The 14,956-nt window shown below is 44.8% G+C and carries 12 protein-coding genes and 1 riboswitch; of the genes, 4 read left to right on the top strand and 8 right to left on the bottom strand.

Annotated elements, in window-relative coordinates; translation table 11 throughout:
• Window positions 1–106: 106 nt before the first annotated feature.
• From QT979_RS00335 to QT979_RS00355, 5 genes are all read right to left on the bottom strand, one after another.
• The gene (locus QT979_RS00335; RefSeq protein ID WP_333209904.1) at window positions 107–787 is read right to left on the bottom strand and encodes a CADD family putative folate metabolism protein; all 681 of its coding nucleotides are present in this window, start codon (window positions 785–787) and stop codon (window positions 107–109) included.
• Window positions 788–908: 121 nt separating this feature from the next.
• A complete protein-coding gene (locus QT979_RS00340) occupies window positions 909–1,991 on the bottom strand; it encodes a WD40 repeat domain-containing protein (RefSeq protein ID WP_333209906.1) in 1,083 nt (360 codons plus the stop codon).
• A complete protein-coding gene (locus tag QT979_RS00345) occupies window positions 1,979–2,950 on the bottom strand; it encodes a GTP-binding protein (RefSeq protein ID WP_333307434.1) in 972 nt (323 codons plus the stop codon). Before QT979_RS00345 ends, QT979_RS00340 begins: the two co-directional genes overlap by 13 nt.
• 182 nt (window positions 2,951–3,132) lie before the next feature.
• Window positions 3,133–4,167, bottom strand: a complete 1,035-nt coding sequence (cobW, locus tag QT979_RS00350; protein ID WP_333307437.1) for a cobalamin biosynthesis protein CobW — start codon at window positions 4,165–4,167, stop codon at window positions 3,133–3,135.
• Window positions 4,168–4,535: 368 nt separating this feature from the next.
• A complete protein-coding gene (locus QT979_RS00355; RefSeq protein ID WP_333160448.1) occupies window positions 4,536–4,946 on the bottom strand; it encodes a DUF1636 domain-containing protein in 411 nt (136 codons plus the stop codon).
• A gap of 22 nt (window positions 4,947–4,968) precedes the next feature.
• Window positions 4,969–5,115: riboswitch (cobalamin riboswitch) on the bottom strand.
• A gap of 267 nt (window positions 5,116–5,382) precedes the next feature.
• On the opposite strand from QT979_RS00355, the gene QT979_RS00360 reads away from it, so the two are divergent.
• Together QT979_RS00360 and QT979_RS00365 are read left to right on the top strand one after the other, a co-directional pair.
• Complete coding sequence (locus tag QT979_RS00360) at window positions 5,383–7,374, top strand: serine/threonine-protein kinase (protein ID WP_333307440.1); 1,992 nt, start codon at window positions 5,383–5,385, stop codon at window positions 7,372–7,374.
• A gap of 87 nt (window positions 7,375–7,461) precedes the next feature.
• A complete protein-coding gene (locus QT979_RS00365; protein ID WP_333307443.1) occupies window positions 7,462–8,745 on the top strand; it encodes a serine/threonine-protein kinase in 1,284 nt (427 codons plus the stop codon).
• Here QT979_RS00365 and QT979_RS00370 read toward each other — a convergent pair.
• From QT979_RS00370 to cynS, 3 genes are all read right to left on the bottom strand, one after another.
• Window positions 8,737–9,348, bottom strand: coding sequence for a type IV pilin-like G/H family protein (locus QT979_RS00370; RefSeq protein ID WP_333307446.1), 612 nt, complete (start codon window positions 9,346–9,348; stop codon window positions 8,737–8,739). The genes QT979_RS00365 and QT979_RS00370 overlap by 9 nt on opposite strands.
• A 55-nt stretch (window positions 9,349–9,403) precedes the next feature.
• The gene (clpX, locus tag QT979_RS00375; RefSeq protein WP_333307449.1) at window positions 9,404–10,783 is read right to left on the bottom strand and encodes an ATP-dependent protease ATP-binding subunit ClpX; all 1,380 of its coding nucleotides are present in this window, start codon (window positions 10,781–10,783) and stop codon (window positions 9,404–9,406) included.
• Between the two features lie 227 nt (window positions 10,784–11,010).
• On the bottom strand, window positions 11,011–11,454 hold the full coding sequence (gene cynS, locus QT979_RS00380; protein ID WP_333209926.1) for a cyanase: 444 nt from the start codon (window positions 11,452–11,454) through the stop codon (window positions 11,011–11,013).
• Window positions 11,455–11,993: 539 nt separating this feature from the next.
• Here cynS and QT979_RS00385 point away from each other — a divergent pair.
• Both QT979_RS00385 and QT979_RS00390 read left to right on the top strand, forming a co-directional pair.
• Entirely contained in the window at window positions 11,994–12,338 is a 345-nt protein-coding gene (locus tag QT979_RS00385) for a slr1659 superfamily regulator (protein ID WP_333209928.1), read from the top strand.
• Between the two features lie 147 nt (window positions 12,339–12,485).
• Window positions 12,486–14,624, top strand: a complete 2,139-nt coding sequence (locus tag QT979_RS00390; protein ID WP_333307454.1) for an ATP-binding protein — start codon at window positions 12,486–12,488, stop codon at window positions 14,622–14,624.
• The last annotated feature ends 332 nt before the right edge of the window (window positions 14,625–14,956 follow it).

A 14,956-nucleotide genomic window follows, 5' to 3' on the forward strand; every position in this document is an offset into this window, starting at 1 on the left:
AAACAGCAGACTTGGTACGACGTTAGACTTGGTACTAAGTTTGACGCGCTTGTTGACAGCAATGGCACTCACCCGCCGCTACAAATTATGCGTTTTTTACGCCTGATTACTTAGCTTGACAATAGGTTTCATAAACGCCGTCAAGCAGTAAGTTGATAGCAAAAGTTGCTTTCTCAGTTGCTAACAGCGCTTCCTGTTTTGCTTCTTCAGTTTGGCAAAGTTCTAACAGCGCTTCGCGGGTAGCTTCCGAGTGGAACTCGTCGGCTTTTTCGTGGACTTTAAAGAAAGACAAAGCAGATTCGGAATCGATGCCGTAAAATTCCTTCAAACCAGCGATTTTGGTTGTAGAAACTTCGGGGATTTGCGCTTCGTAAGCGTAAAGGGCTGCTAAACCTGTGACAGGCGATTCGCTGCGCGCTAAGTCTTTGAGAATGCGAACGGATTCGCTGGTTTTTTCTAAGTGTTCGTGATCGATAACAGCATTTCTGTCTAAACCCAAACCTTCGGCAAAGCGCAGCCACAGTTCAGGGTGATTAGCAGCGCCTCTCTCTTCTTCTATCAGGTTTTCGAGGAGCATTTGACGAATTTTGATGTCGTCACAGGCGGCGTGCGTAGCGCTGACGTAGGTGGGGAAGTTGTGGACTTGCAGATAATATTCTTTGGCGTACTCTTGCAGCATTGCGAGGTCGAGTTTACCTTCGTTCCACATTTGGTAGAACGGGTGTTTCAGCAAGTGGTTTTGGTCGAGAATAGTGTTGAGTTGTTCGAGAAATTGCTGTTGGGTCATAATTGTCGATCGCCTTGGAGGATAGTTCAGCCACTAAAATGGTATTGTAATCTAGCATTTTGTCAAGACCAAGTTTTCAATTTTTATGTTTTGGTCAAACTGGTGCGCCCGTTATGCCAACTTAGCGCCGCCCGAAGCCTTTGCCGCGCATAGACTTTGACCAAACCAGCAATTCGCCACCGCATCCGCCAGCGGCGAGAAACTGACCTTCGGGATGCCATGCGAGACAGGAAAAACCGCCCTCTGCACCTTCTAGAATTTGCAGCAATTGTTCTGCTTCCCCCCACAAACAAACTTGACCATCTGCGGCGGCGGAAGCTAATAAAAATGTGCTAGGTTGAAAGGCGATCGCATTTACCACATTTTCATGCACCTCTAACGCCCAAGAATCCCAACCAACACTTTCATCAGCGTCTCTTTCCCAGACGGAAATGCCTTGAGAGCTCGAAGCAGCTAACAAAGGTGCACCCAAAGAATTAGTTTTATCCGACCAAGCTAACTCCCGAACTTTCCCCGGAAAACCCTGCATTACCCACGGTTCAAAATTTCCCCATTCATTAACAATGAGAGTATTGTCCATATTGCCACAAGCTAAATATTCTCCTTGTGGCGACCAAGCAATTGCACCGGTTGCAGAGGGTACTGATAAAATTTCCGGGTCTTCGTCCCAGTCTTCGCCATGCCAAACTTTGACGCCTTGATAGCCGCTAACTGCCAGATATTGAACCATCGGATGCCATGCTAAATCGAGGATAGATGATGACTCGAAATTCAGCGTTACTTCAACAACATTATCCTCAGCATTCCAGACTTGAACGTAGCGGCCCATACTGAAAGCTAACTGGTTGCAGTTGGGACTCCAAGCTAACTTATCAACCCAGACACGCTGGTTATCCAAATCAGCAATTAATTCCCCAGAATTAACGCGCCAAATTCGCACTTTTCCATCTTGTCCGCCAGCAGCTAGGAATTGACTGTCGCGGGAAAAAGACAAACAATCGGCTGACTTACCCGTGGCACTTTGTAGTGTTTGCAAGGACAATTCATTAACTTCCCCTACTTCCGCCAGCATCACTTCCCCCGCAGCAGAACAGACTGCTAAACTTGTACCATCCGGCGACCAAGTAACAGCAGTTACGTAGTCAGACAGCATTGCTTTGGCGTGAAATTCCAGGGTTTGTTCGCTACTTTTTAAACTAGACACCGACGGAAATCCTCTCGCAATTGATTTTCGTTTAAGTTACGGCCGATGAATACGAGTTCATTTTTCGGAGTTTCGGTGGCTTTCCAAGGCCTATCCGGCCGGCCATCGAACACCATGTGTACTCCTTGGAAAACAAATCGCTGGTTGTCTCCGGCGACATTCAAAATTCCTTTTGTCCGAAAGATATTTGGCCCTTGAGTCCGCAACAATTCCTCCATCCAATCGCTGAATTTGTTGCGGTCAATAGCGCCGGATTCTACTATTGCTACGGAGGTAACTGTTTCGTCGTGTTCGTGAGTGTGCTCGCCCAAAAAGTCGGGTTCGATTTCTAATGCGCGGTTCAAATCAAATGCTTTAACGCCCAACAAAGCATCCATTTGTAATTCAGCATTGCGGGTTCGGTGAATTTTTGCCATTGCATTCATGGCGCGAATTCGCTTTTCTAATTCAACCAATTCTTCGTCAGTCACTAAATCTGTTTTGTTGAGTAAAACTACATCAGCGAAGGCAATTTGTTCTTGAGCTTCGTCTGCATCCCAGTGCTGCCAGATGTGCTTGGCATCCACTACGGTGACAACTGCGTCTAGCAGCAATTTTTCCCGCATATCTTCGTCTACAAAAAATGTTTGAATTACGGGTGCGGGGTCGGCTAAACCTGTGGTTTCGATGACTATGTGATCGAATTTGTCGCGGCGCTTCATTAAGTTAGCGATAATCCGAATTAAATCACCTCGGACTGTACAGCAAATGCAGCCGTTGTTCATCTCAAAAATTTCTTCGTCGGCATCAATTATCAGTTGGTTGTCGATGCCTACTTCGCCAAATTCGTTGACGATGACTGCAACTTTTTTGCCATGTTCCTGTGTTAAAATGCGGTTCAGTAGCGTAGTTTTGCCTGCACCCAGATAGCCTGTGAGAACAGTAACAGGAACTGATGCGATCGCCCCAGCACTCACCATACTTGACCTCGATTATTGTACAATGATAACCATTATCACTATTCTATACCAGACTTGCTGGCAGTGACCACAATATTAAATAATGTTAATAAATTGTTCGTGAGAGCTTGGAGGAGTGAGTTTTACCAATAATATTTGCTGCAATTCAAAATATCGATAAACCCGCCCCTCTCAGATGAAACTTAATTGTTAATCATAGTTGCAATTCGATCGCGATCTAACTCTCGACCGATCAGCACTAATTTGGTTTGGCGGAGTTCGGAAGGTTGCCAAGGGCGATCGTAAAAATATTCTATCCGCGAGCCCACACCTTGTAACACCATCCTCATCGGTTTCTTGGGAACCGCCACAAACCCTTTAATCCGATAAATTTCCTCCTGCTGCATCAAGGATTGCAGTTTTTTCACCAAAGCTTCAGGTTCAAATTCGCGATCGGCAATAAAGTAAGTCGAGTTAATATCATCATCGTGCTCGTGTTCCTCCTCAGTGTCGTGGTGACTCGGACGAGACTCCAAATCATCCTCAACCGCCGCATTAAATCCCATTAGCACATCAGGGTTAATTTCGCCACCTTTGCAGGGCACAATTTTCACACTCGGACGCAACTCTTGCTGCAACCAGCTTTGGACTTTCTTGTGAGTTTCCGCATCTACGCGATCGACCTTCGTTAAAAGTACCATATCGGCACAGGCTAACTGGTCTTCAAACAATTCCTCGATCGGAGTTTCGTGATCTAAACTATCATCAGCCTGTCGCTGTGCCATCAAAGCATCGATATCACCGACAAAAGAACCGCTAGCAATAGCTTCGCAATCGACAACAGCAACAACACCGTCTACTGTAGCACCCGTGCGAATTTCCGGCCAGCGAAAAGCTTGAATTAAAGGTTTAGGAAGTGCGAGGCCAGAAGTCTCAATTAAAATACAATCAATTTGTTCTCTGCGCTTCAACAATTCCTGCATAGTCGGCAAGAATTCCTCTTGAACAGTGCAGCAAAGACAACCATTTGTTAGTTCAACAATATTGCTGCTAACATTTTCTTCTTCGTCGCAAACTTGGCAATCGCGCAGCAGTTCTCCGTCAATTCCGATTTCGCCAAATTCGTTAACCAGAACAGCAATGCGGCGACCTTGATTATTTTGCAATAAGTGGCGAATTAAGGTAGTTTTGCCGCTACCAAGAAAACCAGTGATGACAGTAACAGGAATTTTGTGCATTGATAATTTTGTGCTTATTTGGTGATAGGATATCTCGTGACCAGGCTCTGCCTGGGAATGCTAATCTAGAGGCTCTGCCTCGCTGGAATAAAGGAGCGCTTTTAATACGAGGCAGAGCCTCTGCATATGTGTTACCAGACCGAGATCGTAGGTGACAACTTAAGACTGAAATCTACAATAAAAGTCGCTTTTAAGCAAAGTCTAGATCCCCCTAAATCCCCCTTAAGAAGGGGGACTTTGAGAATATTTCTTGTCCCCCCCTTATTAAGGGGGGTTAGGGGGGATCTAGATTTCGATAAAAACAAGAGAGACGATCGGTTTGACGTTAAGTAGTCACCAATGGGCAGAGCATGGTAACGAGAAAGGCTCTAATTTGCCAGCGGTGGAATCTTTGCTAAAACACCTTTTTTCAGAGCTTGAGGACGCTCCGACCAAGGCAACAAACCGTCCGGTTTAGCATAGTATTGACCCGCGCATTCGAGTACCGCCTCGACGCTTTCCGACTCATTTGCTGGTAAATCGCCAAACAGATAAGTGTACTTTCCAACAGCAGCAAAAGACACCGCACAAGAGTGACTGCAAGCACTCATGCACTCAACCTCTTGAATCTCAAACTTATCAGAAAACTCCCAATCTTTAGCGAGTTGCGACAAATTTTCCATAAATTGTTGACCGCCGCTTTTGCCTTCGCGCTTGCCGTTTTTCCAAACACTAGCGCAAGCAGTGCAAACAAATAGACTGTGCTTTGTGCGTACAGCCGTGTTAATTCCATCCATCATCCGTATCTCGCAGATGCGTTCAAAAGTGAGTTAGATATCGGCGGGCATTCTGACTTGAGAAACCACAAGGGTTTCATTACAGTTGCGGGACAGCGCCGGACTTGCACCGAACTTTCCCCGTTTCCTCTAACGGCTGCTCCCCGCTAGAACCGATCGCGAAATCACATCATACCGCACTTGCAGCCTTTTTGGAAAAAAGTTATGTTGGTAACGTCGATCCATCAAAAAAAAATAACTCTTTGTGGAACAGGCATCTTGCCTGTTGCTGACAGGATATAACCCCACAAAAAAAAATAACTCTTTGTGGAACAGGCATCTTGCCTGTTGCTGACAGGATAGAAACCCATCCAAAAAAAATTCACTGTTTGTGTAACAGGCATCTTGCCAGTTAATGACGGGCTAGAAGCCCCCCCATAAGAACATTACTACAAACTATATGAACGCCTTCCCCAATTTTTCCACTCACGGCTATCAGATTGAAAAAGAACTCGGACACAACAGTCTCGGCGGCCGAGTTACATACTTAGCGAAAAATACGAATACTCAAAAATTAGTTGTAATTAAGCAATTTCAATTCGCTCAATTAGGTGCTAGCTGGGCAGAATACGAAGCTTACGAACAAGAAATTAAAGTTTTGCAAAATCTGGATTTTCCGGGCATTCCCCGCTATTTGGATTCTTTTCAAACTGACAGCGGTTTCTGCATGGTGCAGGAATACAAAAATGCCGAATCTGCTGTAGCGCGGAGTTTTTCGCCGCCGGATATAAAAGAATTTGCGATCGCCGCTTTAGAGATTTTAGTTTACCTGCAATCCCAAAAACCGCCCGTAATCCACCGCGACCTCAAACCGGAAAACTTGTTAATCGATGACGAGTTAAATGTTTACCTAGTAGACTTCGGTTTTGCGCGCTTGGGAGGCGGAAACATCGCCGCCAGCAGCGTAGTCAAAGGCACAATGGGATTCATGCCACCAGAGCAAATGTTTAACCGGGAATTAACACAAGCATCCGACCTTTACGGCTTGGGTGCGACGCTAATTTGTTTGTTAACTGGTACGAAATCTGGGGATGTCGGCAACTTGATCGATGATAATTATAGCATTCATTTCCGGCATTTAGTACCGCCGTTGCAGCAGGGTTGGATGAACTGGCTGGACAGGATGGTAGCGCCAAGATTGCAAGACAGATACAAGTCAGCGGCTGAGGCTTTGGCGGTTCTGAAATCTCTTGATGTTAGCCGCTTGCCGAAAGTGAGGCTTGAGCGCGATCACCTGGAATTAACCGCTACAGAATTGGGAGAAACAATAACAGAAATAATCGAAATTAGCAATCCAATTCCAGATACAATGCTTGCGGGCAGATGGGAAGTTGCCGCGCATCCGAACGACCCGCCACACACACCTTACGACCACCCTTGGATCTCGTTTGAGCCGCAGAAATTTGAGAGCAATAATGTTGCTTGCAAAATCCTAGTTGAGACCAAACAATTGTTGGCAAGTCAAGCTTATGAGCGCTATATGATCTTGCATACTAATTCCGAACCCGACACTTATCAACTCAAAATTAAAGTCACAACAGCTTCTCTCCCCATACCAGAACTAACTACTTTATTGTCTAAGGGCAACCTGATTTTGATCTGCTGGTTGGTGTTATTCGGCTTTCTCTTTAATATGGGCGACAACTCTGCCATTGCTTTCGGTATTGCGAGCTTAGTCTATGGATTTGCAGTTGCTGAAATCACACTCTTAGCAGAATCACATGGAAATAAAAAAACTTGGGTAGGAGGAGTAGTGGGATCGCTAATAGGATTAATTTTATATTTTTTTGTTTGGTCTGATTTTACTGAATTTATTCGTAATTTCCCCCAATCGAACAATACAATTCTATCAATTGCTGCCTCGATCTGGATGGTAATTGCGCTGATATTCTTTAGTTTATGTGGAGCTGCACTTGGAAGTATGATGAATAGGGCTTTGGCTATGACTATTGCTATTATCGGGCAATTTTTATTATTTGCATTGCTTATTATCGAGGCAATCATGGTGGATGAGGTTACAGGAGAATGGATTATTTTGCCAACCAATTTGTGTTGCATGATAGTTTATTTGTGTTGCATGATAATTTATAGGATTTTTCATAATCGGATTGACGAGCCGACTACCCTGAGAAGAATTATTAACATAAATCGCAACAAAAGAGATTTTCTAGTTGCTGGATTTTGTACGAGCTTGGTAGTAGCATTTCGACTGTTTTTAAACGTTGTCGCTCAACGAAAATCGGTTGAACCAATGGAAATAGTAGCTGTAGGAGGAGCTATAATCGCCTCTTTAGCTGTCACTGCTATTCCATTACTTGAGATGATTGTTTTTAAGCCGAATAGAATCCTTGCTAAGTATCGCAAATTACAAGCAAGTTTAATTAAACCTTAAACAATTGCTCGCTTGTTTTACTGAGTTATTGAGGACTGAAGTCCTTACTACAAACCTTGTTGGAACTGAATTTCTTATTACGAACCTATGAACGCTTTTCCTGACTTTTCCAACTACGGCTATCAAGTAACTCGCGAACTCGGACACAACCGCGCGGGCGGTAGAGTTACCTATCTCGCTACCGAAATTAATACTCAACGTTCCGTCGTTGTCAAACAATTTCAATTTGCCCAGACTGGTGCTAATTGGGCGGAATATCAAGCTTATGAAAAAGAAATTCAGATTTTGCGGGCACTCGATAACCCCAACATTCCCCGTTATTTAGATTCTTTCCAAACTGCATCGGGTTTCTGCATGGTACAGGAATACAAAAATGCTACTTCCCTGGCAACTTCGCCGCAGCAAACACCGCAAAAAACCAAGCAAATTGCTATCTCTGTGTTAGAAATACTCAAATACCTGCAAAACCGGATGCCGCCAGTTATCCACCGAGATTTAAAGCCGGAAAATATCTTGGTGGACGATCGCCTGAATGTCAGCCTTGTCGATTTCGGATTTGCTAGAATCGGGGGGGGAGAAGTGGCTGCAAGCAGCGTTGTCAAAGGCACCTTGGGCTTTATGCCGCCCGAACAAATGTTCAACCGCCACCTAACAGTCGCATCCGATTTATACAGTCTCGGCGCCACGCTAATTTGCTTGCTAATCGGCATCAATTCTACCGAAATTGGCAGCTTGATGGACGAGACGGGGCGGATCAATTTTAAACATCGCTTACCGCAGCTAACTCCAGAATTTCTTGACTGGCTGCAAAAAATGGTGGAAGCGAATTTTAAACACCGCTATGCTTCCGCAGATGCGGCCCTCAATGATTTAATTCCCCTGGAGGTAGTTCGCCAGCCTAAAAAATCAAAACTTGCACTGATATCAATCGGAGTGTTGACAGCAAGTGCTGCTATTTTTATCCCGTTTATCTTGAAATATCCTCAACTTCAACAAGTAGTTAAATCCCAACCAGAAGCCAGCCAACAGAATTTAAAACCTGTGACTCAAGTGATGTTAACTAGCGAGCTAAAATCGGAACAAATTATAGATTTTGTGTCTTTAAAAAAACCACAGAAAGTCTATTTTGCTGTCAGTGTCACTAACTTGTCAAAGGGAGAATATCAAGGTATTTGTAAGTTATTTGATCCTTTCGGAAACTTGGTAGACCAGGGTCAATCTCGTTTAATGACAACGGCAAATAGACTAAAAACTTGGTGCGGGTACAACTTTAAAAATGATAGGCATTCTGAGCCACCTGGGAATTGGAAGTTTGAATTTTATTTAGACAATCAAAGAATCGCCCAACATAGTTTAAAGGTATTACCTTAAAGTAGTTGTATGGCGCGGGCAGTAAGTTTTTGTGCCGTCAAAAGTTGGCTGAATCGGATAGGTTGGATACCCACCCCTTGACAGCTCGCTTTCGCAGATGACCGAAATTGTTGTTAGTTGATTGCTAACATCTTTTCTGAAAGCAAATACTGCTCCTCTGTATACTGCGGCGTACATTGTGCCTTCCCCTTCTTCAAATCTACGTATAGCAATCACGACGCTCGCGCTTTCAACTTGTGCTGGTTCGCGCTTATTCTCCAAGATTTGAACTGGGTTCATTGATGATGACAGAATTTTGTACTTATAGTTATTTGTGGCTCTCAGTTTGACACCCAACCCTTCCAGGGAATCACTAAATTTGTTATTTTTTGCATAGTAAGCTTGCTGCGCTTCATTGATCGAAGTAATATCTTGTTTCACTTCTGTCAATCGCGCAATACTGGTTGGCATGACAATAGTGTTGAGTTGGAAATCGTAAAAAGATGCTAGTATGCCAGCAAAAAAGCCGCTGTAAATTAAACTCCGTACCAGCACACTGGATACTAAAAATCTGATTTGTTTACTTTTTTTATCTATATCTGTTGACATTTTTAAAGCTGTCATAAAGTAAATTTGCCAAGCTTGTAGGGTGCGCCACAAGCACCCTACAGATTACAAACTATGCAGTTTCGTGCTTCCGCCAAGCGGGATGCCACAGTAATTCCGCAGTCGATCGCTTCTCGACCATTTCAGGAGTAATCATACAATTAGCCACATCCTTGCGAGAAGGCAACTCGTACATGACATCGAGCATTAACTCTTCTAAAATGCTGCGGAGAGCTCTGGCGCCAGTTTTGCGACGATAGGCCTCCTGGGCGATCGCCCGTAGCGCTTCCGGCTGGAATTCCAATTCCACGCTGTCCATCTTCAACAGCTTTTGATACTGCTTCACCAGCGCATTCCGGGGCTCGGTCAATATCTGCATCAAAGCTGCTTCATCCAGCGGCGAAATCACCGTTACCACCGGAATCCGCCCGACAAACTCAGGAATTAAACCAAACTTGACTAAATCGTCCGGCTGTACCTGCTGCAAAATATCAGCAGCCCGCTTGTCTTTCGCCGGCAAAGTCGAGTTGCTGTCGCTTTCCGTTGGCTGAATAAAGCCCAAGGATTTTTTACCCAAACGTTGTTCAACTATTTTTTCCAAACCGACAAAAGCACCGCCACAAATAAATAGAATTTTGCTAGTGTCAACTTGAATAAAATCTTGGTAAGGATGTTTGCGGCCGCCTTGCGGGGGAACATTAACCACTGTTCCTTCCAACATTTTTAGCAGCGCTTGCTGCACTCCTTCTCCCGATACATCCCTCGTGATCGAAGTGTTTTCGCTTTTGCGAGCAATCTTGTCAATTTCATCAATATAAATAATGCCCCGTTGCGCCGCTTCCACATCAAAATCGGACATTTGCAACAGCCGCAGCAAGATATTTTCTACATCGTCGCCGACATATCCAGCTTCTGTCAGTGTCGTCGCATCCGCTACCGCAAACGGAACTTCGAGCATTTGCGCCAAACTTTGCGCTAACAAAGTTTTGCCACAACCTGTGGGTCCTACTAGCAGGATGTTGGATTTTTGCAGTTCTACATCGCTATCAGGGGAAGACTTCTCGCTATCTTTAGCTTGGTCAACGCTCAAGCGCTTGTAGTGGTTATAAACTGCTACAGAAAGGACTTTTTTTGCTGAATGCTGGCCGATAACGTGGTTGTCTAAATGCTGCTTAATCTCTGTTGGTTTCGGAATTTGAGCTAAAACAATTTTCGATTTATTCGATCGACCCGGACGCCTGGTTCCTTGTCCCTGAGACTCTCGCACCTCTGATTGGGGAATCTGTTGACCAATTGTTTTACTGGAGTCAAAGAACTCCTCCTCTAAAATTTCATTGCACAGTTCCACGCATTCATCGCAAATGTATACGCCGGGCCCAGCTATTAACTTGCGGACGTACTCTTGCGACTTGCCGCAAAAGGAGCATCTGAGATGGGAGTCATATTTTGACATATTTGCCTCTTAATTTACGGTTGCGGTTGCTTGTTTCGACTGGGGAAGTTGCCGCGGGAGCGACCTTAGCTTTGCCCTAGAAGGGTTTCCCGATCGGACACCCAAGCCAGTCAAGCTTCGCGATCTCTATTTCTAAGTTAACACTTTTGAGGCTTTAGTCATTAGTCACAAGTCATTCGAGCAAATTTAAATTTTTCATTTTCACTTGAAAATAAAGCCGCACGGGCTTACCATTTTTTGTATTCCAAAAATTTTCCTGACATAATTATTTTCACTCGATCGCCTTTTGGGTCTGCTTCTTTCTCGACATCCAAAGTAAAGTCGATCGCGCTCATAATCCCGTCACCAAATTTTTCGTGAATCACTGCTTTGAGTGGCATCCCGTAAACCTGGATAATTTCATAAAAACGATAAATCAGGGGGTCAACCGGAACCGAGTTCTCCAAAGAACCTTTTAAGACAGGTTCACAGAGAACCGCAGCGGTCTCGCTATCTAGCCCCAAAGCCGAGATAATTTTCTCGGCTTCATCTGCTGATGCGGTAGCTTGACGATAAAGAACCGCCGCAATCCAAACTTCGTCGCGCCCCAAAACTTTTTCCAAATCTGCAAAACTAATTCCTTGAGCTTTTTTAGCAGCCAAAAGCTTTTCTGTAATTCCTGAAATTGCCATTAAATATTCTCCCCTTCACTCCAGTGTCAGATGTGAAATATCTCTCATGTTTTGGGGATTTTGTCAATACCAAGTTGAGAAAAAAATCCAATTGATAGCTCGGATCATCAGCAAAAGCCGCTCTCGTCAACCCACAACTCATACAATTTGAGATTTGAGATTTGAGATGTTAGGTTGGCAATGACTGATGACTATCAGGGTTTGGAGCCAGTCAACACTTGCATTCTTTTTGCCAACTGGTATCACAACTGACACAACTGATAAATCCTAAAATAACTCATATAGCCTTTCTCAAAAAGGTGAGGTACGAATTTTGACCTGGAAAGCTTGACAATACAGGGTTTCTGTATACCTCATTTATCTGAGAACCGCTATAGCTGCCCTGTGGCAATGGTACAGTTGGCAGTATATGTAATAAAAGTTACACAAACCAAGGCATTCGGCAAACGGCTGAATTTTGCTCGTGCTAGCCTGAAGATCAATCCTCGCTCCCTCCGCCAAAGCCCCTTTACCACTCAAAACCGGCAACTGACAAAAGTATGGAGATTCAGACCAAAGATTACACGATCCAGTACGATCGCGCTACGCAAACAGTCACCTGTAGCGGCTCGTTCCGACTCAGCCAGGCGGAAGAATACGAACCGATCGTCGATCTGCTCAACGAAGTGGCTGACTCCTGCCCAAACACCGTTACTCTAGACTTGCGAAAGCTAGAATTTTTAAATAGTTCTGGAATTAATATTTTCTCAAAATTTGTGATCAAAGTGCGCCAGCAAAAAAATATTCAAATCGCCATCAAAGGTTCTAAACAGATCCCCTGGCAGATAAAATCCCTGAAGAACTTGCAGCGGCTGATGCCTTCCTTGCACTTAGAATTGGAATAATAACGAAAAAGGTAAACAGGAATCCCCGGCTAAGTCCGAGAACCAAGATGAGGGTGGCTGAAGTTAATCGCAATAAGTCATAGTTAAACTAGCACAAAACCCTAAAAAACTTCAGAACCGACTAAAAATTACCAATTTTCAATTGCTATGCAGGAAGAACCATCGACAGAACAGCTACTTTTCGACGTTCAGCGGCTGAGTGCGGAACTTGAAAACTTGAAGCGCGAAAAGGTTGACCTAGAAATCTTGCTGGAGACTACCACCGAACATTCAGATACGATGGAAGCTCACTTGCTGAGCAAAGCTCAGTTGGCGCTGCGTTCCAGCGAAGAGCAGTTTCGGGCGATCGCCTCGGCAACTCCCGTGCCGATATTAGTTTCTCGCCTCTGTGACGGCTTAATTATGTATGCGAACGCTCAATTGGCTTCTCTCCTGAACATACCCCTAGAAAAATTGATCGGCTGCTGCACTCCAGACTTTTACTTCAACCCCACAGATCGCCCAAACCTACTTGAGGCACTTGCTAAAGAGGGATACCTGCAAAACTACGAACTCCACTGTAAAAAATCAGACGGCACCGCTTTCTGGGCGATGATCTCGGTTCAGTCGCTGGTGTTTAACGGGCAGCAGACGGCATTGTGCGTCTTGTACGACCTCACCCAGCGCAAGGAAGCAGAACAAACCCTCCAAGAAAGCGAAAAGCGTCTCCGCCGCCAGAGTTTGGCTTTGTTGCAGCTAGGTAGGCAGAGGACTCTCAACAGCGGTGCGCTGAATGTGGGAATTCGCGAAATTACCGAGGCTGCTGCCCGGACTTTGGATGTGGAAAAAGTCAGCGTCTGGCTTTACAACCATGGAAGATTTGGAAATCGCTACCCCAGCGATCAGCAGCTAAATTTTACGGAGAGAGTGCTCGCCCACAACCAAACAGAGCCATTAGATACAGAGACCGCTACCCCTGATCCAAACGAGGGGGTTAATCATTCTAAGTTTAAAATCCCCAACCTCAAATTAGTTTGTCTCGACGTGTACGATCGCACCCAAGAGAATCATTTGAGCCGGGAGTGCATATCGGCAAGCGATTTAAATTTATCAATTTTAGATGTTGAAGGCGACGCACCGGGCGAAAATTTGCGCTCGGACAATGGTTTAGAACCTCCGACAAAGACTCAAAACTCTGTACCAACAAATTTGTCCCACTCATCTTCCCTAGCCGAACATTCCGGTGTGCTGCCAAATGCCAGCAAGCCGAATTCATCCATATTAAATGTAGCAATTAGGCTCGGGGGCCAGATCGTGGGCATCCTCTCTCTCGAACATATCGGCGCGCCCCGCCAGTGGGCTTTGGAGGAGCGCACCTTCGCTGATTCTTTGGCAAATTTGGTAGCACTGGCGATCGAAGGATTTGAGCGCCAGCGGGCTCAGGAAGCACTCTCCAAAGCCAAAGCGCAGCTAGAAATGACCGTCGATCAGCGCACCACTCAACTCACCACCGCCAATAAACTGCTCCGCATCGAAATTGCCGAACGCAAAAGAGCCGAAATAGCCTTGCAAGAAGCCTTACACAAAGCTGAAGCAGCTTCGAGAGCTAAAAGCACTTTTTTAGCCAATATGAGCCACGAGCTGCGGACGCCGCTCAACGCGATTATCGGTTACAGCGAAATGCTACAAGAAGAAGCACGGGAATCGGGACTCGAAGAGATCATTCCCGATACCCAAAAAATTTATAACGCCGGCAAACACTTGCTGACTTTAATTAACGATATTCTAGACCTTTCTAAGATAGAAGCAGGTCGGATGGAGCTTTATTTAGAAAAATTTGACCTCAGTAATTTAATAGAAGAAGTTGTTGCAACTTTGCACCCTTTGGTCGAAAAAAATCACAATCAATTGCAAGTTTCTTGCTCTGAAAATTTGGGAGTGATGTATGCAGATTTGACTAAAGTCCGGCAAATTCTGTTCAATTTGCTCTCCAATGCCCTGAAGTTTACCGAAGGTGGAACGGTGCTGTTGAGTGCGACTCGCGAACCAGCAGGCGATAGCGATTGGGTGTATTTGCAGGTATCTGATACGGGGATTGGAATGTCGGCTGAACAGCAACAGAATTTGTTTCAACCTTTTATTCAAGGGGACGCTTCGACTACTCGCAAGTACGGCGGCACCGGTTTAGGATTGGCCATTAGCCGCTTGTTTTGCCAGATGATGGGCGGCGATATAACTGTTGAGAGTGAGTTGGAGGTTGGCTCTACTTTTACTGTTCATTTAAAGACAAAAGTTGATATTAATTAGAAGCAAGTTGGGTAACTAGCAATGTAGCAGATTTAAGGGATTTAACGGGTGGGGAATTTTCCAGAAATTGTGGATCGGATTTAACGGCTTTAACGGATAGCAAAAGATGGAAGAATTTCCCCTTACTAATTTTCCCATTACCAATTACCAATTACCAATTACCCATTCCCTTTTTAATTGTGACACCGATCGCGATCGACCTCTGTTGTCGATCACACAGTAGCATTTTTTTTCAGCCTAGAATACCTATATTATTCCAAGATTGTCCTGCAGGCACGATCGGGGGCCTCGCTGCATTCACAATTCCCACCTCAACCTAATTAAGGCGGTGG

Source organism: Microcoleus sp. w2-18bC1, assembly GCF_036700365.1.
Lineage (GTDB): Bacteria > Cyanobacteriota > Cyanobacteriia > Cyanobacteriales > Microcoleaceae > Microcoleus.